The organism is Micromonospora hortensis, from assembly GCF_022230935.1.
In the GTDB taxonomy this organism is placed as follows: Bacteria; Actinomycetota; Actinomycetes; order Mycobacteriales; family Micromonosporaceae; genus Micromonospora; species Micromonospora hortensis.
Genome location: NZ_JAKKFE010000003.1, coordinates 100026 through 117479, shown reverse-complemented (window position 1 = coordinate 117479; position 17454 = coordinate 100026). Strand labels below are relative to the sequence as shown.

18 protein-coding genes are annotated in these 17454 nt (G+C 71.9%); 7 read left to right on the top strand and 11 right to left on the bottom strand.

Annotated features, from left to right (window positions below):
• Nucleotides 1–45: 45 nt before the first annotated feature.
• Nucleotides 46–276, bottom strand: coding sequence for a DUF8847 domain-containing protein (locus tag NIE111_RS02210; RefSeq protein ID WP_238682799.1), 231 nt, complete (start codon nt 274–276; stop codon nt 46–48).
• Between the two features lie 199 nt (nt 277–475).
• Between NIE111_RS02210 and NIE111_RS02205 the strand changes: the two genes are divergently transcribed.
• From NIE111_RS02205 to NIE111_RS02195, 3 genes are all read left to right on the top strand, one after another.
• A complete protein-coding gene (locus tag NIE111_RS02205) occupies nt 476–1423 on the top strand; it encodes a serine/threonine-protein kinase (RefSeq protein ID WP_238682798.1) in 948 nt (315 codons plus the stop codon).
• 70 nt (nt 1424–1493) lie between these two features.
• Entirely contained in the window at nt 1494–1919 is a 426-nt protein-coding gene (locus NIE111_RS02200; RefSeq protein ID WP_196922768.1) for an OsmC family protein, read from the top strand.
• Between the two features lie 350 nt (nt 1920–2269).
• A complete protein-coding gene (locus NIE111_RS02195) occupies nt 2270–3118 on the top strand; it encodes a hypothetical protein (RefSeq protein WP_238682797.1) in 849 nt (282 codons plus the stop codon).
• Between the two features lie 24 nt (nt 3119–3142).
• Here the strand turns inward: NIE111_RS02195 and NIE111_RS02190 are convergent, their stop codons facing one another.
• The 5 genes from NIE111_RS02190 to NIE111_RS02170 all read right to left on the bottom strand — a co-directional run bounded on the left by NIE111_RS02190 (nt 3143) and on the right by NIE111_RS02170 (nt 7566).
• Nucleotides 3143–3664: an ATPase gene (locus tag NIE111_RS02190; protein ID WP_238682796.1), complete on the bottom strand. Its 522-nt coding sequence runs from the start codon at nt 3662–3664 to the stop codon at nt 3143–3145.
• Nucleotides 3665–3778: 114 nt separating this feature from the next.
• Complete coding sequence (locus tag NIE111_RS02185; RefSeq protein ID WP_210785148.1) at nt 3779–4225, bottom strand: response regulator; 447 nt, start codon at nt 4223–4225, stop codon at nt 3779–3781.
• 84 nt (nt 4226–4309) lie between these two features.
• A complete protein-coding gene (locus NIE111_RS02180; RefSeq protein WP_238682795.1) occupies nt 4310–4657 on the bottom strand; it encodes an STAS domain-containing protein in 348 nt (115 codons plus the stop codon).
• 116 nt (nt 4658–4773) lie between these two features.
• The gene (locus NIE111_RS02175; protein ID WP_238682794.1) at nt 4774–5811 is read right to left on the bottom strand and encodes a cobalamin B12-binding domain-containing protein; all 1038 of its coding nucleotides are present in this window, start codon (nt 5809–5811) and stop codon (nt 4774–4776) included.
• Nucleotides 5812–5814: 3 nt separating this feature from the next.
• Nucleotides 5815–7566 carry a PP2C family protein-serine/threonine phosphatase gene (locus NIE111_RS02170; protein WP_238682793.1) on the bottom strand — a complete coding sequence of 584 codons (1752 nt, stop codon included), beginning with the start codon at nt 7564–7566 and terminating at the stop codon, nt 5815–5817.
• Between the two features lie 209 nt (nt 7567–7775).
• On the opposite strand from NIE111_RS02170, the gene NIE111_RS02165 reads away from it, so the two are divergent.
• A complete protein-coding gene (locus NIE111_RS02165) occupies nt 7776–8114 on the top strand; it encodes an STAS domain-containing protein (RefSeq protein ID WP_238682792.1) in 339 nt (112 codons plus the stop codon).
• A 78-nt stretch (nt 8115–8192) separates the two neighbouring features.
• Here the strand turns inward: NIE111_RS02165 and NIE111_RS02160 are convergent, their stop codons facing one another.
• Nucleotides 8193–8507, bottom strand: a complete 315-nt coding sequence (locus tag NIE111_RS02160; RefSeq protein ID WP_238682791.1) for a hypothetical protein — start codon at nt 8505–8507, stop codon at nt 8193–8195.
• 200 nt (nt 8508–8707) lie between these two features.
• On the opposite strand from NIE111_RS02160, the gene NIE111_RS02155 reads away from it, so the two are divergent.
• The 3 genes from NIE111_RS02155 to NIE111_RS02145 all read left to right on the top strand — a co-directional run bounded on the left by NIE111_RS02155 (nt 8708) and on the right by NIE111_RS02145 (nt 11727).
• Nucleotides 8708–9685 carry a DUF2267 domain-containing protein gene (locus tag NIE111_RS02155; protein WP_238682790.1) on the top strand — a complete coding sequence of 326 codons (978 nt, stop codon included), beginning with the start codon at nt 8708–8710 and terminating at the stop codon, nt 9683–9685.
• A gap of 103 nt (nt 9686–9788) precedes the next feature.
• Nucleotides 9789–10583, top strand: a complete 795-nt coding sequence (locus tag NIE111_RS02150; protein ID WP_238682789.1) for a spermidine synthase — start codon at nt 9789–9791, stop codon at nt 10581–10583.
• A gap of 58 nt (nt 10584–10641) precedes the next feature.
• The gene (locus NIE111_RS02145) at nt 10642–11727 is read left to right on the top strand and encodes an AI-2E family transporter (protein ID WP_238682788.1); all 1086 of its coding nucleotides are present in this window, start codon (nt 10642–10644) and stop codon (nt 11725–11727) included.
• A 77-nt stretch (nt 11728–11804) separates the two neighbouring features.
• Here the strand turns inward: NIE111_RS02145 and NIE111_RS02140 are convergent, their stop codons facing one another.
• The 4 genes from NIE111_RS02140 to NIE111_RS02125 all read right to left on the bottom strand — a co-directional run bounded on the left by NIE111_RS02140 (nt 11805) and on the right by NIE111_RS02125 (nt 17377).
• Nucleotides 11805–13106, bottom strand: coding sequence for an NAD(P)/FAD-dependent oxidoreductase (locus NIE111_RS02140; protein ID WP_210785140.1), 1302 nt, complete (start codon nt 13104–13106; stop codon nt 11805–11807).
• 54 nt (nt 13107–13160) lie between these two features.
• Entirely contained in the window at nt 13161–15314 is a 2154-nt protein-coding gene (locus tag NIE111_RS02135) for an amylo-alpha-1,6-glucosidase (RefSeq protein WP_238682787.1), read from the bottom strand.
• 156 nt (nt 15315–15470) lie between these two features.
• Nucleotides 15471–16115: a LuxR C-terminal-related transcriptional regulator gene (locus NIE111_RS02130; protein ID WP_238682786.1), complete on the bottom strand. Its 645-nt coding sequence runs from the start codon at nt 16113–16115 to the stop codon at nt 15471–15473.
• A complete protein-coding gene (locus NIE111_RS02125; protein ID WP_238682785.1) occupies nt 16103–17377 on the bottom strand; it encodes a sensor histidine kinase in 1275 nt (424 codons plus the stop codon). Before NIE111_RS02125 ends, NIE111_RS02130 begins: the two co-directional genes overlap by 13 nt.
• Nucleotides 17378–17454 lie beyond the last annotated feature (77 nt).

Sequence of the window (17454 nt, the reverse complement as noted above, 5' to 3'; positions counted from 1 at the left end):
GCCGACGCGACGCCGGCGACCCCACCGGTCAGCCCCGCCTCGTGGTCACTCGGACACCCCGTACGCGTCGGTGCGCACGAACCGCATGCTCCAACCGCCGGCCTCGTCGGGCCGGTCGCGCTCGTAGAGGTGATCGGGACCGGGCTGCACCGGGCCCGTGCCGTCCGGATGACGCATGATCCAACGGTGGGGCGGGGCGCCGTCCGACCCGGCCGGCAGCAGCCGGACCAGGCCGTCCGCGGGCCCACCGACGAAGCGTACGGTGACCTCGCCCATCGCGGCGTCCCCTCGGGTGACCGTGCCGGCACAATCGGTGACACCGGCTCTGGCTCGCAAGCTACCGCACCTACCGCCGTGGCGCAGCGAGGTGCGCGGGGCCGTCCACCCCGAATCGGGCTACGGTTTGCCCAGCTCGGCGCTCGGGTACCGGCACCTCAGCACCCGCCGTCGGCGGGGCGAGGGCGAGGAGCGGTCGATGCGGATGCTGGACGGGCGGTACCGGCTCGAACAGCGCATCGGTGTGGGTGGGATGTCCGAGGTGTGGCGGGCCTACGACCAGGTGCTGGACCGGCCGGTCGCGGTGAAGCTCATCTCGCCCGGCCACGACAACCGGGACGGCCCGGTGGACCGTATCCGGGCGGAGGCCCGGTCGGCTGCCCGCCTGGAACACCCCAACGTGGCCAGCGTCCACGACTTCGGCACCTCCTCGACGTGGCCCGGCCGGCCGGTGCCCTACATCGTCATGGAGCTGGCCGAGGGTGAGACGCTCGCCGTGCACCTGCGCGCCGGGCCGCTGGAGTGGCAGATCGCGGTGCGGGTCTGCGCGGAGGTCGCCGCCGCGCTGGCAGCCGCGCACGCCGAGGGCATCGTGCACCGCGACGTCAAGCCGGCCAACGTCATGCTCACCCCAGCCGGGGTGAAGGTGCTCGACTTCGGCATCGCCATCGCCGCCGGCTCTCCGGACCCGTTGCCGACCGGGATGGTGCTGGGCACCCCGGCGTACCTGGCGCCCGAGCAGCTGGACGAGGCGCCCGCCACCCCCGCGGCCGACATGTACGCCCTCGGCGTGCTGCTCTACTACAGCCTCACCGCCCGCCTGCCGTACCGCGCGACGACCTCGAAGGAACTGCTCGACGTACGCCGCCGTCGGCCACCGGAGCCGCTGCCCGACATCGCCGGGCTTCCGCCGGAGGTCGCCGAGCTGTGCCACTCCTGCCTCGCCGACGACCCCGGGCAGCGTCCGACCAGCCTGGTCGCCGCGCTGCTGCTGGCCGAGGCCGTGGACGCCCGGGTGTACGTGCCGATGACGATCCCGACGACCCGCCGCCCGGTCCCCACGTCGCCGTGGACCGAACGGGCCGCCGCCGAAGCCACCGAGGCCGTGGCGCTGGTGGACGAGCCGAACCTGCCCGCCGGGCGCTGACCGGACGCCCCGCGGCGTTTCGCCGGGCGGCGAAGGGGTAGCCGGCCTGGTGAGCGACGGGAGAAACGCGATGCCGGATCAGAGTTCCTGGCTGCGTGAGGCCACAGCGACCGCCGAGGGCGGTCACGTACGCACCGACGATGGCGGGCTCTCCACCGCGCTGGCCTCACCGCTGGCGCCGCACTGCACCGGGTTGACCCCGGAACAGTTGCTGGCCGCGGCCTTCGCCTCCTGCCTGCATCACGCGGCAGTGGAGGTGGCCGGGGAGATCACCGACGAGGCGCACACCGTGCAGGTCCGGGCGGAGGCGAAGCTCGGGCGGGACAACGACGGCCGATACCGGGCCGACGTCCACGCGGAGATCTCCTCAGCCGGGCTGAGCCGAGACCAACTGGCCGACCTGGTCGAGTACGCCGACCGGCTCTGGCCGTTCTCCAGCAGCGACACCAGCCGACACCGTCTGACCGTCACCCCGGCCGAGAACGGCCGACACTGACGCCACGCCCCACCGCGCCGATCTTGCACTTTCGGTTGCCGATGTGAGGGGAATGCCCCCCTATATCGCCGCAGTAAGTGCAAGATCGCCGAGGTGGGGCTGGGGCCGATTGGTGGAGGGGCGCCTCGGTTGATCGGGTAGTTCTGACGGTGGCGGTGGGTGCAGCGGGCGGAGTGGCGACGCGACCGTGTTCGCCGGGCAAGTCGGGAATAACCGTCTGGCGTGATGCGCGAGGTTGATCAGCTTCGCGGTCGTTATGCCCGGTAGAGTCAGCATGATCAGGGCAAATTGTGGCGCATGCCACCGTACGGGCTGGTGGCATCGGGCATTCAGCTCTTTAGCCTCGTCAGGTGCATCCCGACGACCCCTCCGCCCAGAAGCTGACCGACGCGCGCCCGACCACCCCCTCGGACGACGCCGCATCAACCGAACGGACGATCGGCCGTCACCGCGCTTCCGAACCATCGCGGCGTGCCCTGCTGGGCTCGACCCCGGTGCGGGTGGCGCTGGCCACCGGTGTCACCTGCTGCCTCAGCCTCGTCGCGGTCGCCACCGCGCGCGGCAACCACGACACCCCCCGTACTGTCGAGCCGCTCGCCGAGGCGGTGGCCGACCGCGCCGCCATCGCCGACGAGCGCGCCTCCCGGTCGCTGGACCGCGACGCCGCCCCCGCCCGGATCCTGCCCAGCCCGACGGCGAAGCCCACGCCCACTCCCACCGCCGTCCGCAAGGCGCCCAAGAAGCCGGTCAAGCCCCGCCGCCCCCGGCCGGTCGCCGGCCTCGACCAGGCACAGATGGACAACGCGAAGATCATCGTGGACGTCGGCCTGGAGATGAAGATGCCGCGCCGCGCCCTGGTGGTGGCACTGTCCACCGCCATGCAGGAGAGCAACCTCTACAACCTGGCCAGCGCCGTCCTCCCGGAGTCGGCGGAGTACCCGAACCAGGGCAGCGGCTCCGACCACGACTCGGTCGGGCTGTTCCAGCAGCGGCCCAGCAGCGGCTGGGGCACCGTGGCCCAGTTGATGCGCCCGTCGTACGCCGCGCGGGCCTTCTACTCGGCGCTCAACGAGATCCCCGGCTGGCAGGACATGAGCGTCACCGCCGCCGCCCAGTCCGTGCAGATCTCCGCGTACCCCGACGCGTACGCCCAGCACGAGGACCGGGCGACCACTGTCGCGGCGGCGCTCACCGCCTGAGCCGGGCACCCGCGCCCGCGCGTCTCAGCGACGGCCCGGCGGTGGCTCCACGCCCGCGTCCGGGCCACCGACCCCGACCCGGCTCTCCGTCACCCCGGCGGCTGCGGTGGGGGTGTCGGCGGGCACCTGGTCGGCGGTCACCTGGCTGAGGATCTCGTCCACCCGCACCTCGCGCCGTCGGCGAGCGTCCAGCGCCGCCTCGACGTCACGTCGGGCCTGCACGGCCTCCGCGTACGCCCGCTCCCGCACCCGCCGTGCCTCCTCGCGGGCCTCGTCGAGCTCGGCGCGGGCCTGGGCCAGGATCTCGGCGGCCTCGCGCCGCACCACGCCACCGGCGTGCCGGGGGGCGGAGGTGTCGCCCAGGTCGAGTCGATGCAGCAGCCCGCTGAGCCAGGCTGCCTCCTGGCGGATCTCGTCCCACTCCCGGGACGCACCGGCCGCGCCCTCGGCGCGCGCCGCGAGCCGGGACAACCGGATCGCCAACTCGTCCAGGCAGTAATCCACCTGCCGCTGGTCATAACCGGTCTCAACGACGGAGAACCTCATACTGTCGCCCCCCAGGCAGCTGCTGTTACTTCCCCACCTGGATCCTCGGCCGCGACCGCTCGCGCCGAGGGGGTTCGGGAAAAATGTTCAGCATGCGCGCAGGTGGCGCGGACCTCAGATGCGCTTGGGCAGCACGACGACCCGGCCGAAGAACTCGTCGATGCGGCGGACCACGTCGTTGAAGTCGTCCAGGTCGATCGGCTTGGTGACGTACGCGTTGGCCTGCAACGTGTAACTGCCGACGATGTCGGTGTCGGCGTTGGAGGTGGTCAGCACGACGATCGGAATGGTCCGCAGGTCCTCGTCCTGCTTGACCGCGCCGAGCACCTGCCGACCGTCCATCCGCGGCATGTTCAGATCCAGCAGGATCACGTCCGGTCGGCGGGCCTGCTCGTGCCGGCCCTCGGCGCGGAGAAACTCCATCGCCTCCTCGCCGTCACTCACCACGTCGATGATCTTTTCGACGTCTGAGTCCGCCAGCGCCTCCTCGATCATCAGCACATCACCCGGGTCGTCGTCGACCACCAGGATGCGTACCGGCTGCGGGCTGTCTACGCCCATCACTACCTGCCTCGGAGTCGGCGGGGACGGGACCCTGACGGTCACCGCGTTGGCGGGGAAATGCTGGCGGGGAAATCTAGCCCATCAGGAAGCGCTGCGGGACGCGGGGTCGACCGACTCCGGTTCGTAGCGCAACACGTCGGCGAGGCCGGTCACGCGCAGCACCCGTTCGACCCGCCCGTTGGCGCCGGTGAGCCGGAGCCACCCCCCGTCGGCCGCCGCCTGGTTGTCGCCCCTGACGAACACTGCCATTCCGGTGGAGTCGCAGAACGTGAGGTCGGTCAGGTCGAGCAGCACCCGGGTCTCGCCCGCCGCGGTGAGCCGGTCGATCGCGGCGGTCAACTCGGGGGCGGTGCTCAGGTCCAGCTCGCCCTTGAGCCGAAGGCAGGCGCCACCACCGTCGCGCTCGACGTAGTTGACGCTGAACGTCACCGTTCTCCCCCTCGCTCCACCCTGGGGTGGGACGTTTGCAGTCCGGCAAGTATACGCAGAGCCGACTGGTTGGCCGCCGAGCGCGGTGATCGATCCGGATGCCACCGGCGGGTCGGTCAGCGGGCGGCACCGGGCAGCGCCCCGCGCCCCAGCGCCAGCGCCCTCGCCGCCCGGGGGAAGTCCCGCAACGCGGCCGCGTAGTGCTCCAGCGGCAGAACGACAGCCCCGGCGGGCACCCCACGACTACCCAGGATCCCCGACAGCCACTCCACGAACTCGGTGAACAACGAGGGGTCGTCGACGTAGACCGCCGCGGCCAGGAAATCCACTATGTGGCCCAGGTCGCTCACTGTCGCGTCGAGCTGCGCGGCGGTGTACGCGCGCGCCGCCGGCACCCGCTCCCGCAGCTCCGCCAACGCGCTGTCGATCAGCTCACCGCGACGGCGAACCAGGCCGGCGTACTCGTCGTCGGCCAGGTGGGCCAGCCGCGCCGGCGGCGCCCCGCGCAGCGCCCGCTCGTCGGCGATCAACTCGGCCGCCGACGGCGCGTCCGGCGCCCAGGCCACCCCGAGCCGGCGCGCCCACCGGCCGTCGGTGCCGAACCCACGCCCGCCGACCACCACCGGCACGTCCGAGCGGCGGCAGGCCTCGATCATCCGATGGGCGTACGGCAGGCGCATCGGTAGCGCGCACGCCAGCGCGACCGCGTGCGCGTCGTAGCGGTGCAGGTACGACACGAGGTGCGCTGCGGGGACGCTGGCGCCCAGGAACGTCACCTGCCACCCGCGTAACCGCAGCACCTCGGCCACCAGCCGTGGTGGCAGCGCGTGCCATTCGCCGTCCATGCAGGCGACCACGATCCGTCCGCCGGTCGGCCGCGGTTTGACGTGCGCGGAGACAGCCGCCACCACCTGCTCGCTGATGTGGGTGGCCGCGTGCTCCTGGGCGACGCTCCACTCGTTGCGCGCCCACCGCTCGCCCACCTCTGCCTGGGCGGGCGCGACCAGGTCGAGCAGCACCCGCTCCGCCGGTACGCCCGCGTCGAGCAGGCCGATCGCCAGGTCGGTAGCGGCGTACTCGTCGGCGTCGGCGAGGTGGCCCAGGTACCCGGAGTACGCCTCGCCGAAGTTGGTGATGGCCGTGGCGGCGGTCACGCGTCAGTCCCTTTCGGTCTGGTCGATGCCGGCGGGCACCGAGTGCAGGTGCCGCACGTTGCGCCCGCTCGGGCCGGCCGCCCGCAACGCCAGCACGGCGATGTCGTCGTGGTCGCCCTGCCCCAACCAGTCGCAGGTGATTTGCTCGACCCGTTCGGCCAGGGCCGGCGCGGGCATCCGATGGCAGCCGGTCAGCGCGTTGACCAGCCGCTCGGCGCCGAACTGCTCGTCGCCGCGCCGGCCGCCCCGGGCCTCGGTCACACCGTCGCTGTAGAGCAGGCAGGTCTCGCCCGGTGCCAGCCGCACTGTCACCTCCCCGACGCGGGGGTCGGGCACCACTCCGATCAGCATGCCGCGCAGCGGCACCGTCTCCACCTCACCGGAGGCGCGCAGCACCAGTGGTGGCAGGTGCCCGCCGCCGGCCATGGTGAGGGTGAGGCCACCGTCGCGCTCCGGACGGGCCACGCCGAGCACGATCGTGGCGAAGCGGCCCTGGCCGTGCGCCTGGGTCGTCTCCAGCAACGCGTCGTTGAGCAGCCGCAGCAACCGCGCCGGATTCGACTCCAAGCGGTGAAGCGCCTGGAGGCACTGGCGCAGTTGGCCGGTGAAGACGGCGGCTTCGACTCCCTTGCCCGACACGTCGCCGAGGAAGAACACCGAACCACCGTCGGTGAGCCGGTGCGAGCCGTAGAAGTCGCCGCCGATGCGCAGCCCCGCCTGCGCGGGCCGGTACGCGGTGCCCCACTGCACGCCGGCGGCCTCGACCGGCTCGACCGGCAGCAGGCTGGCCTGGAGGGTGTCGGCCACCTCGGCCTGGTCGCGATAGAGCAGCGCGGTGGTCAACGCGGCGCCGGCGCGGGCCGCGAAGGCGCGAACCAGCTCCACGTCGTCCTCGTCGTACCAGCGGGTGGCCCGACGGGCCACCAGCAGCACCCCGACCGGCGCCTCGCGCCCCGGCAGCGGGACGACCCGGGCGGCGCTGTCCGTCGCGGCGAGCCCCGGCAGCCAACCGGCGTCGACCGCCTGCTCGACCAGCCAGTCCACCGCGTGCGGCTCGGCACCGGTCAACCCGTCGACGATGGCGGTCGGTAGATCGCCGCCAGCCAGCACGCCGCTGTCCACCGTCGGCACCTCGTCGTCGGTGCGGGAGGCCCGCCACCAGCGGGCGCGCCCGGCCCGCGGGGCGAGCACCAGCACCGCCACCTCGGCCAGGGTCGGCACCGCGAGTCGGACGACCGCGGCGGCCGCCCGGTCGGGGTGCAGTGGGTTGCCCAGCTTGTCGCCGACCACGGCCAGGAACGCCGAGCGGGCTCGTTCGGCGAGCAGCGCGTCGGCGCGGCTGACGCTGTCGGTGACGTCCTCGACGTACCAGCAGCAGCGGTCACCGGAGAGCGGCACCGGGCGCGCGGTGAGCCGGCGCCCGCGATGGGTGAAGCTCCCGGGGACGCCTTCGCTCAACCCGGGCACACCGGCCGCGCCGAGCACCTCGCCGGGCGTCACCTCGGGCAGCAACCGCTCAGCCACCGGGCTGACGTGCCGCACGACGCCATCGGCGTCGCAGACCACCAGGCCCTCGCGGAAGTGCTCGACGACCTCTAACCAGTCGGGCGTGGCCTGCCCACTGTCGGGGGCCAGCGGCGGCAGGGCCGCGGTGGGGCGGCGAACGTCGGCGGACCACGCCGAGGGTCGTGTCGTGCTCGGCGTGGAGAGCCGTCCGTCGCCTGGGTCCCAGTCCCTGACGTCGGAAGCAGTCACCAGCTGAGCCTCACTCCTTGTCGTTCACCGAACCCGTGCCGGAACCGGCGTCCACTGTCAAAACTCTCCAGCCACCCTACGCCCGAACCCGGAAAGCGGCATCTCACGGCAGGTGGCGGGCACCGCCACCGCGAGGGCGTCGACGAGGCACACGGGAGCGTGTCGCCGCCCTGCTTTGCGTTTTGTCGCTGGACAAGGAGAATGGTGGGATGCCCGACCAGCTGTTGACCATCGAGACAACCCGGCTCGCCGCCGGGAACGTCCGACTCCGGCTGACCGGCGAGCTCGACTACGACAGCGCGCCCGAGCTGATCGCCGCGGCGGCCGAGCTGCGCGGCGACGACGACGCCCCGGTTCTCGTCGACCTGACCGGGGTGACCCTCTGCGACTCCTCCGGGCTCAGCGCGCTGCTGGTGGTGCACCGCGCCGCCGGGGCGATCCGCCTGACCGGGGTCAGCCCTCAGCTTCAGCGGATGCTGGACCGCACGGGCCTGAGTGAGTTGCTGGCCGAGGCGTACGCCGACGACGACGTGCGCGCCATCGGCTGACCCGTAGGGCCACCCCCGGGGAAGCGAGACGGGGTGGCCCCCGACCCTGGGACCTGGGGTCGGGGGCCGGAGGAATGTCTAGGGTGCCGTCATCGGCTGGAGCCGGGGGCCGTCCTCACGCAGCTCGCCGATCGGGGTCGGGTCCACGTCCTCGGGCTCTCCCGAATCGGGCGTCTGGTACAGGTAGCGGACGAACTGCCCACCCGCCTCGTTGTCGTCCGCGCCGGGCCACTGACCGATGCAGTCCATCCCGATCACCTCGCGGCCCGTTCCGTCGGCCTCCTCCAGCAGCGCCCACAGGCTCACCGGGTAACACCTGGTGATCTCGGGTGTGAGCTGCCAGCGGGCGTACCAGCCGGGTCGGGCGGGGACAATCTCGACAACTTCCTTCATGACGACCTTCCTTCCGCGTACCTCGGAAGAACTCCGGTCCTGAACCGATCGTGCGGCCCAGGTGGGTGAGCACCCCTCACCCCCGCCGGATGAAGCGTGGCGCGGGCCGCTCCGACCCGGCCGGCGGGCTCCGTTTCCTTCTCCGGGACGGCGGGAAGGCGACTCGCGCAGCCACGATCCCCAGCGGAAGGGATGCCAGCATGCGCAAGCAGATGGAGGGCGACAACCAGAGGCGTCGGGCACTGGCCCGGCAGGCCCGGGAACAGAATCGCCAGCCCAGCGAGATCGGCGCCAGCCTGAGCGCGTCAAAGCAGCTCACGAGCCTCGATGCGGGTAAGCGGACCGGCCCGCCGGCGGCTGGAGCGCGCAAGTCGGACACCACGCGCGGGGGGCCGGCACCGCCGCCGGTCGGTAGCGCCGACAACCCGCGACCGCAGCCGTCCCCGCCGAGCGGCGCGGCCGGTGTGACCAGCATGGGTTACCACGACCTGGTCGACGAGGTCCGTCGTCGCGCCGGGGTCGACTTCAAGACCGCCAAGGTGGGCACCGAGGCGACCGTTCTGGTCCTCGCGTTCGCCCTGGAGGCCGCCGAGCGGCAGCGGCTGCTCGCCGCGGTGCCGGCGTCGCTGCACGACGTGCTGCCGGTCGACGGCATCGAACGGCACCAGGACCTGCCCGGGTTCCTGGCCGAGGTGGGCCGGATCAGCGGCAACACCCCGGAGCAGGCCCGGTACCAGGCCGAGGCGACGATCGCCGCGCTCGCCGAGCAGGACGGCGACCTGGTCGAGTCGTTGCACGTACCCGACGGGTTGCGCGACCTGCTGAACCCGCCGGAGGCGGGCGGCGGCCTGGTGGGCGCCTCCACCACCACACCCACGCTGGACGCCGACGAGATCAGCGCGGCGCTGGACGACCTGCCCTACTGGGCCGGCGACAGCCAGGGCCTCTACCGGGTGGTAGCGCTGCCGCCCGACAACCTGGACCGTGTACTCGCCCGCCTTGACCGGCTGCGCCAGGACAACGGCCGCGGCCCGAGCATCGGGCGTCCGGGCGACACCGCCGCCGTGTTGACAGTCCGGACCAGCCAGGCCAACGGGGTCACCGCGCTCGACGTGGACCTCGCCCGCCAGATCGACGACGCGATCGACGAGGTGGGAGCCGGGATGGCCGGCGGCTGACCGGCCAGCACGACATCGGCGGGCCGGCGGGCCGGGGGCGACCCCGCTCCGCCGGCCCGTCCGCCGTGCCGGGTGCACAGTGGGCTCGGCTAGCGTGCCGGACATGAATCGCGCCGCCGACCGGCTGGAGCTGGTCGCCGACCCGGTCCGCCGGACCGGGCGGACACTGCTGTCCGCCGGCGTCGAGCAGTCGTACGTGGATGTCGAGGATCCCCGGCACCTGCACTTCGAGTACGTCCGGCGGATCGCCTCGGCGGTGGAGGTGGCGGCCCCGGCCGGCGCCCCGCTGAACGTCCTGCACCTGGGTGGTGGCGCGTTGACGCTGCCCCGCTGGCTGGCCGCCACCCGGCCCGGCTCCCCGCAACGGGTCGTCGAGCGGGACGCGGCGGTGGTCGAGCTGGTGGCCCGGGAGTTGCCGCCGCTGCCGCCGGAGGTGCGGGTGGAGGTCGCCGATGCCCGCGACGCTCTGACCGGCGCCCCGGACGGCCGGTACGACCTGGTGATCGCCGACATCTACCGCGCGGCCCGGATGCCCCGGCACGTGCGCACTGTCGAGTTCGCCGCCGAGGTGGCCCGCGTCCTGCGGCCCGACGGGTCGTACCTGGTCAACGTCACCGACCTGCCGCCGCTGGTCGGTACCCGGGTGCAGGTGGCGACCTTGCGGGCGGTCTTCGCCGACGTGTGCGTGGTCGGCGACCGGCGGATGTTGCGCGGCCGCAGGTACGGCAACCTGGTGCTGGCCGCGACCTCCCGCCCCGGTGGGCTTCCGGTGGCCCGGCTGGCGGTGGCCGCCCTGCGCGACCCGGTGCCCGGCGGGCTGCTGCACGCCGCCGCGCTCGACACGTTCGTCGCCGGTGCCCGCCCGGTCACCGACGCGGACGACAATTCCCGCCACTGATCACCGTTGTGCCCGCAATGCCGGGTTTCCGACGGCGGGCGCGGGGAAGGCCGGTCGGATGAGCGACGTCGACGATCGGGCGACCGGCCGCCGCACTCTGATCGTGATCGGTCTGGTGCTGGCCACCGCGCTCGCGCTGGGGTTCGTGTACGCGACCCGGCGGGTGCTGGTCTGGGCGGTGGTGGCCGCGTTCTTCGCCGTCGCGCTCAAACCCCTCGTCGACCGGCTGCAACGTCGCTTCGTCCGGCGTCGGGCGCTGGCCACCCTGCTGGTGTTCCTCGCCGCGTTCGTGCTGCTGGCGATCCTGGCGGCGCTCATCCTGGTGCCGTTGTTCGGAGAGTTGGGCCGCTTCGCCGACCGGGCACCCGAGCTGCTGCGGGAGGCCCGCGCCGGACGGGGCCCGGTGGGGCAGGCGTTGGAGCGCACCGGGGCACGTCGCTACGTCAGCGAGCACTCCGAGCAACTGCGCGACCTCGGCAGCCGGCTGCGCCAACCAGCTGTCGGTGTGCTGCGCGGCGTCGTCGAGTCGGTCGCCGGGCTGGTCACTGTCATCGTGCTCGCGTACCTCATGGTGTTGGAGTCGCCGCGGATCACCCGCGGCCTACTCGCGGCGGCCGGGGACGGCCAGGGCGAGCGGCTGCGCCGGGTGGGCCGGGAGGTGTCGCGTACCGTCACCGGCTATCTCACCGGGAACCTGCTGATCAGCGTGATCTGCGGGGCGTTGACCTTCGTGGTGCTGACCCTCACCGGGGTGCCCTTCGCGGCGGTGATCGCCCTGCTGGTGGCGGTGGCCGACCTGATACCGCTGGTCGGGGCGACCCTCGGCGCGGTGATCGCGGCCGGTGCCGGTTTCCTGCACTCCCCCACCGCCGGGGTGGTGGTGCTGGTCTTCTTCGTGGTCTACCAACAGGTGGAGAATCACCTGCTCCAGCCGCTCATCCTCTCCCGCGCGGTCCGGCTGAACCCGTTGACGGTGCTGGTCAGTGTGCTGCTCGCGGCGGAGCTGGCCGGTCTGCTCGGCGCGCTGCTGGCCATCCCCGCCGCCGGCATCATCCAGACCCTGCTGCGCGAGTACGGCCCGCGCCGGCTGCGGCCCGCCCCACCGGCCGCGCGGGCCGCGCGGCCGGCCGGCTCCACCGACTGACCGTCGCGGCTGGCCTGCTCTTGCGACGACCTGGCCGGGCGGGCCGCCCTGCTCCCGACGACCTGGCCGGTGCCCGCTCAGCGGGACCGGGTCGCGACCTCGGGTGTGGTGCTCTCCAGCGGCACCGCGTTGGCCGGCACCAGCCCCAACTGGACCGCCGACCGGGTCAACGCGGCATCCAACGCCCAGTCGGCGCTGACCCGCGTGCGGTTACCCGGCATCGCCATCAGGTGGTACGCCCGGGTGACCGCCTTGGCCGGCAACCCAGCGAGGTTGACCTGCAACGGGTTCGCCGCCGCGTCCTTGCCACCCAGGTCGACGACCCAGCCCAGGTCGTGGTGCTTGTACGGCTTGCGGCGGCCGAAACCGTACGACGCGGCGATGTTGTACGCCGCGCGCTTGCCCTGCCGCTGCGCGTGCTGGGCGGTCATCCCGCAGACCTTGCCCGGATTGACGAGGTCGGGCACCGCGGCGGCGTCACCGCAGGCAAAGACCTCTGGATAGCCGGGAACGTTGAGGAACTCGTCGGTGACCAGTCGACCCCGGTCGGTCCGCAGGCCCAGCTCGTTGACGAACGGGTCGGGACGCACCCCCACACACCACACCAGGGTGCAGGTCGGCACGTACTCGCCGTCGGTGAGCTTCACCCCGTCGCACGTCGCCTCGGCCACCGAGGTACCCATCCGCACGTCCACCCCACGCCGGTTGAGCACCTTGTGCGAGGTGTCCGACATCCGCTTGTCCAACTCCGGCAGCACCCGGGACGCCACGTCGAGCAGCATCCAGCGGGGTCGGACGGTGAGCCGGGGCCGCTGGGCGTGCAACGCGTCGGTGAACAGTTGCCCGTGCGCCGCGACCTCGGTGCCGGTGTAGCCCGCCCCGACCACAACGAACGTGGACCGGGCCTGCTGCTCGGCCGGGTCCTCGGCCTGCTCGGCCAGCTCGATCTGCCGGACGATGTGATCATGCAGGTAGACGGCCTCGGGCAGGCCACGGAAGCCATGCGCGTACTCGGTCACCCCCGGGATGGGCAGCAGCTTGTTGACGCTGCCCACGGCGAGCACCAACCGGTCGTACGCCAGCCGGTTCTTCTCCCCCTCGGCCTGGGTGAAGCCGACCCAGCGGTTCTGCAGGTCGACGTGGTCGGCCTCGCCGACCACCACCCGTACGCCCTTGAGCGTCCCGGTCAGCGGCACGGCGATCCGTTTGGGCTCGACCACCCCGGCCGCCACCTCGGGCAGCAGCGGCAGGTACAGGAAGTAGTCGGTGGAGTTCAGCACCACGATCTCGGCCCGATCCCGGGCGATCCGGCTCAACGTCTTCGCCGCGTGGTAACCGGCGAACCCGGCCCCCACGATCACCACACGAGGTTTCGTCATTGCGCGCCGTTTCCCGTCGAAGCCCGCGACAAACGTCCTACGCGCCAGCCGTGCTCAGCTGGGCTGAAGCCGGACGTGGCCGCTGCGACCGATCGCCTCCAACTCCCACTGTTGGCCGAACGCCCGGACCCGCTCGGCGGCGATCCGGCCCAGTTCCTCCGGGACGTCCGGATCGAGGACCAGCCGGCCGTTGACCGGGTTGACGCCGAGCATGGCGCGGATCAGGGCCAGCGGTGTGCCGGCTGCCCACGCCTGCGGGCTGCACGCGGTCGGATAGGGCACGGCGAAGAGCAGTCGCTCCCGATCGAACCCGCTGAGCGCCTCCGGCAGCCGGTGACCGAACTGTTCGGCCGCCTCGATCATCGCCAGGCTGATCCGGTTCGACTCGGCCCGGTAGCCGTACCGGGCCAGGCCGAGCGCGGCGATGGAGTTGTCGTGCGGCCAGACCGTGCCCAGGTGGTACCCGAGGGCGTTGTAGAGCCGCTCCTCCCGCGACAGCGTGCGAATGCCCCAACCGGAGAACATCTCCGGCGACATGAGTTGACGCACCACCGCGTCGGCCCGCTCCGGTGGCACGATTCCGCTCCACAGCAGGTGACCCATGTTGGAGGTCTTGGAGTCGACGCGGTTCTTGTCGCCGTCCAGGGCGACCGCGTAGTAGCCGCCCCGATCCTCGATCCAGAAGTCCTGGTTGAACCGCTCGTGCAGGGTGTTGGCCTCGTCGCGCAGCCGGCGCGCCAAGGTGGGATTGTCCAACGGACCGTCGAACAACTCGGCCAGTCGCATCTTGGCGTCGTAGGTGTAGCCCTGCAGGTCGCAGGTGGCCAGCGGGAGCACCGGAATTCGACCGTCGGCGAAGACGACGCCGTCCGGGGAGTCCCGCCAGCACTGGTTGCCCAGCCCCTCGGGCGAACGGGTCGCGTACTCGACGTAGCCGTCGCCGTCCCGGTCGCCGTACTCGTCGATCCAGCGCAACGCGGCCACCGCGTTGTCCCGCAGGTGCCGGACGGTGTCGTCGTCGCCGGTCCAGCGCCAGTACTCGGAGAGCAGGACCAACCAGAGCTGGGTGGCGTCGGCGCTGCCGTAGTACGGCCCGAACGGTTTCTCGCCGCTGCGGGTCAGCTCGCCGCTGCGCACCTCGTGCAGGATCTTGCCGGGCTCCTCGTCGGTGAAGTCGTCGCACGTCTCACCCTGGAGCCGGGCCAGGGCGAGCAGGGTGCCCTTCGCCAGCTCGGGCCCGGCGACCAGCGTCTGGTACGCGGTGATCAGGGTGTCCCGTCCGAAGACGGCGAGGAACCAGGGCAGTCCGGCGCCGGGGAGGAGAATCCGCTGGCCCTTGACCTCCAGGTCGAGCCGCAACGCCGCCAGGTCGTTGCGGGACTGCCGCACGGTGTGCTCCAACGCCGCGTTGTCACTGCGCAGCACCGCCCGGTCCTCCAGCCATCGGCGCAGCGGGTCGTCGGCTCGGCCGTGGATGACGTCGGCGATGTCGCCCCGGACCGGCTCCACCACCCCCATCCCGGGTGGCAACGGCACGTGCAGGTCGACCTTCCACTCCTCGCGAGGGCCCAGCTCCAGGTCCCACACCAGGTCGTCGCCCTCGATGCGGTCGGCCGGGGTCGCGCAACACACCCGGGTCTGCGCGGAGAAGTCACCACGTTGGTAGGAGAAGCACAGCTCGGACCCGTCGGCGGCGTGGTCGCGGCTGATCTCGGCGGAGCGGTCCCGGACCCTCGACTTGACCTCGAACAGGTCGGCGAAGTCGGCGGCGACGGCCAGCCGCAGCTCCACCCGGACCGGCTCCAGCCGGAAGGAGACCAGTTCCACGCGCTCGTGAAACCCGTCGCCGACGTAGCGCAGGCGCCTCAGGCCCAGCGTGTTCGGCGGCAGTCCGGGCAGCTCCGGGTTGGTGAGCACGTACTGCGCCGAGTAGTGGTCGATCGTCTCGGCGCGCAGCACCAGCAGCTCGCCGCCGTTGACGGTCAGGCTCCAACCGCTGATCAGGCGGGTGTCCAGGTGGACGAGCCCACCGATGCTGCCCGTCGGCACGTCCCCGCACGCGTTCGAGTACAGGAACGTGGGCCCGCTGAGCACCGCGAGCGAGTCGGGGCCCAACTCGGGCGGGATGGCCCGCTGGTCGGCGCTGTCCGCCTCCGCGACGGACAGACCGGGGAAGGGGTTGGCAGGGGTCGCGCGAACGGCAGCCATGCACCCACCGTAGGAAGCAGGGTACGGGGCGTCATCACCCGGTCCGGGTGAAAGGTCCGGTACTCGAGTTAACGAGATCGCAACCCGTGTGTCGGCAACTCGCCGGCGGGGCCAGGGCGTGCCGACAACGTCGGATCTTGGAACCAGGCCAAGGACTCAGCCTTCCAGGTAGGCGAGTACCGCCAGGATGCGGCGGTTGTCGTCCTCGGAGGGCTTGAGACCGAGCTTGGTGAAGATGTTGTTGCTGTGTTTGCTGACGGTTTTCTCGGTGACGAACATCCGGGCGGCGATCGCAGCGTTCGAGCGGCCCTGCGCCATCAGGGTGAGGACCTCATGCTCGCGTGGGCTCAGCTCCAGGAGCTTGGGGTCGGTGGAGCGGTGGGTGAGTAGCGCACTCACGACGTCGGGGTCCATAACGGTGCTGCCGGTAGCGACCTGCCGGACACTGGCGACGAATTGGTCGACGTCCGTAACCCGGTCCTTCAACAGGTAGCCCACCGCGCCCGCGCGATCTGACATCAGCTCCCTGGCGTAGATCTGCTCGACATACTGCGATAGCACCATGATGGGCAGCCCTGGGATCTGGCGGCGGGCCTCGATCGCGCACCGCAGCCCCTCGTCGGTGAAGGTCGGCGGCAACCGCACGTCGACGATGGCGACGTCGGGGCGGTGCGTCGTCAGCGACCGGATCAGCGCGGGGCCGTTGTCAACGGCTTCCACGACCTCGAATGAGTTGGCCCGCAGGATCCTGATCAGGCCCTCGCGGAGCAGCGCGAGGTCCTCGGCTATCACGATACGCACGGCAGCGACATCCTCACCTCGGTAGGTCCGCCCGGCGGGCTGTCAACGGTCAGCGTGCCGTCGAAAGCCGCCAGGCGACGGACGATGCCACGCAGGCCCGTGCCGGAATCCATCGAAGCACCCCCACGGCCGTCGTCGGACACCAGCATCGTCAGTTCCCCGGCAGCGCCGCCCCGGTGGGGTGCGAACTCCACGGTGATCCGGATCTGCTGGGCCTGGGCGTGCTTGATGGCGTTCGACAGGGCCTCGGCGACGGCGAAGTAGGCCGCTGACTCGATCGGGGCCGGCAGCCGTCCGGGTAGGCGAGTCACCACAGTGGTCGGGATCGGATTGACCAGGGCCAAGGCCTTGAGTGCGCCATCCAGGCCACGGTCGGCCAGTACCGGCGGATGGATGCCTCGTACCAGGTCGCGCAGCTCGGTGAGGGCGGTGGAGGTCGACTCGCGGGCCTCGGCCAGCAACTGCTGGACGGCCTGCGGATCGGTGGGCAGTAACTGTTCGGCCAAGCCCAGGCTCATACCCAGCGACACCAGCCGGGCCTGCGCGCCGTCGTGCAGGTCGCGTTCGATTCGGCGCAGTTCACCGGCCTGGGTGTCGACGGTCTCAGCTCGCGAGGTCGCCAACTGTTGGACGCGGGCCCGCAGGCGCGTCTGTTCGGTGGGGCCGAGCAGAGCGCGGATCACCCGAGCGTTGAGGTTCGCGAGGCGCACCGCAGTGACGTACCAGAGCAGAAGGAAAACCGGACCGAGCGGTACCAGCCCGAACGACTGCGCGACGCTGTGCAGCCGGAAGCCCTCCCCCATCGGAGTGCGGAACACCTGAGAAGGCGTCAGCTGATAAATGAGCGGATAGATCAGGTATACGACTCCGAAGGCGAAGAACAGCAGCGACAGTCCGCAACTCAACCAAATGGTGATCGAGTTGACCACCAACCAGATCCAGTCCCGCCACGTCGCCGGGTCGCGCAGGATCGTCCAGAGCCGCACCGGCCACCCGGCGTCCGGCGTCGGCTGATAGGGCCGGGCGGGCACCGGTTCGCCGAGCCGGTCGGCGGCCCACTGGCGATGCAGGTCGGCGAACCAGCGCACCAGTACGGTCGCGAGCAGGGTCAGTGGGATTCCGGCGCCAAGCGCGGCGATCGATATCGAGGTGATCCAGAGTGTGGCCAGCACGGCACCGACGGCCGCGCCCGGGAGCAGCACCAGCGACCAGCCCAGCAGGCTCATCCGCTGCGCCAGGGCGGTTCCGCTGTTATCGGTCATCTCGTTCCCTCATTGCGCATCGTGCCGAACAGCCTGGGTGGTGATTCATGGTGGCCGGCGATCCGCGCTTCCCCACG

Bases quoted from the DNA above. Each gene is read 5' to 3' on its own strand.
- NIE111_RS02125 (WP_238682785.1), bottom strand. From the start codon at position 17,377: ATGACCGATAACAGCGGAACCGCCCTGGCGCAGCGGATGAGCCTGCTG.
- NIE111_RS02165 (WP_238682792.1), top strand. From the start codon at position 7,776: ATGCCCGACCAGCTGTTGACCATCGAGACAACCCGGCTCGCCGCCGGG.
- NIE111_RS02150 (WP_238682789.1), top strand. From the start codon at position 9,789: ATGAATCGCGCCGCCGACCGGCTGGAGCTGGTCGCCGACCCGGTCCGC.
- NIE111_RS02135 (WP_238682787.1), bottom strand. From the start codon at position 15,314: ATGGCTGCCGTTCGCGCGACCCCTGCCAACCCCTTCCCCGGTCTGTCC.
- NIE111_RS02140 (WP_210785140.1), bottom strand. From the start codon at position 13,106: ATGACGAAACCTCGTGTGGTGATCGTGGGGGCCGGGTTCGCCGGTTAC.
- NIE111_RS02145 (WP_238682788.1), top strand. From the start codon at position 10,642: ATGAGCGACGTCGACGATCGGGCGACCGGCCGCCGCACTCTGATCGTG.
- NIE111_RS02210 (WP_238682799.1), bottom strand. From the start codon at position 276: ATGGGCGAGGTCACCGTACGCTTCGTCGGTGGGCCCGCGGACGGCCTG.
- NIE111_RS02190 (WP_238682796.1), bottom strand. From the start codon at position 3,664: ATGAGGTTCTCCGTCGTTGAGACCGGTTATGACCAGCGGCAGGTGGAT.
- NIE111_RS02185 (WP_210785148.1), bottom strand. From the start codon at position 4,225: ATGGGCGTAGACAGCCCGCAGCCGGTACGCATCCTGGTGGTCGACGAC.
- NIE111_RS02160 (WP_238682791.1), bottom strand. From the start codon at position 8,507: ATGAAGGAAGTTGTCGAGATTGTCCCCGCCCGACCCGGCTGGTACGCC.
- NIE111_RS02205 (WP_238682798.1), top strand. From the start codon at position 476: ATGCGGATGCTGGACGGGCGGTACCGGCTCGAACAGCGCATCGGTGTG.
- NIE111_RS02200 (WP_196922768.1), top strand. From the start codon at position 1,494: ATGCCGGATCAGAGTTCCTGGCTGCGTGAGGCCACAGCGACCGCCGAG.
- NIE111_RS02155 (WP_238682790.1), top strand. From the start codon at position 8,708: ATGCGCAAGCAGATGGAGGGCGACAACCAGAGGCGTCGGGCACTGGCC.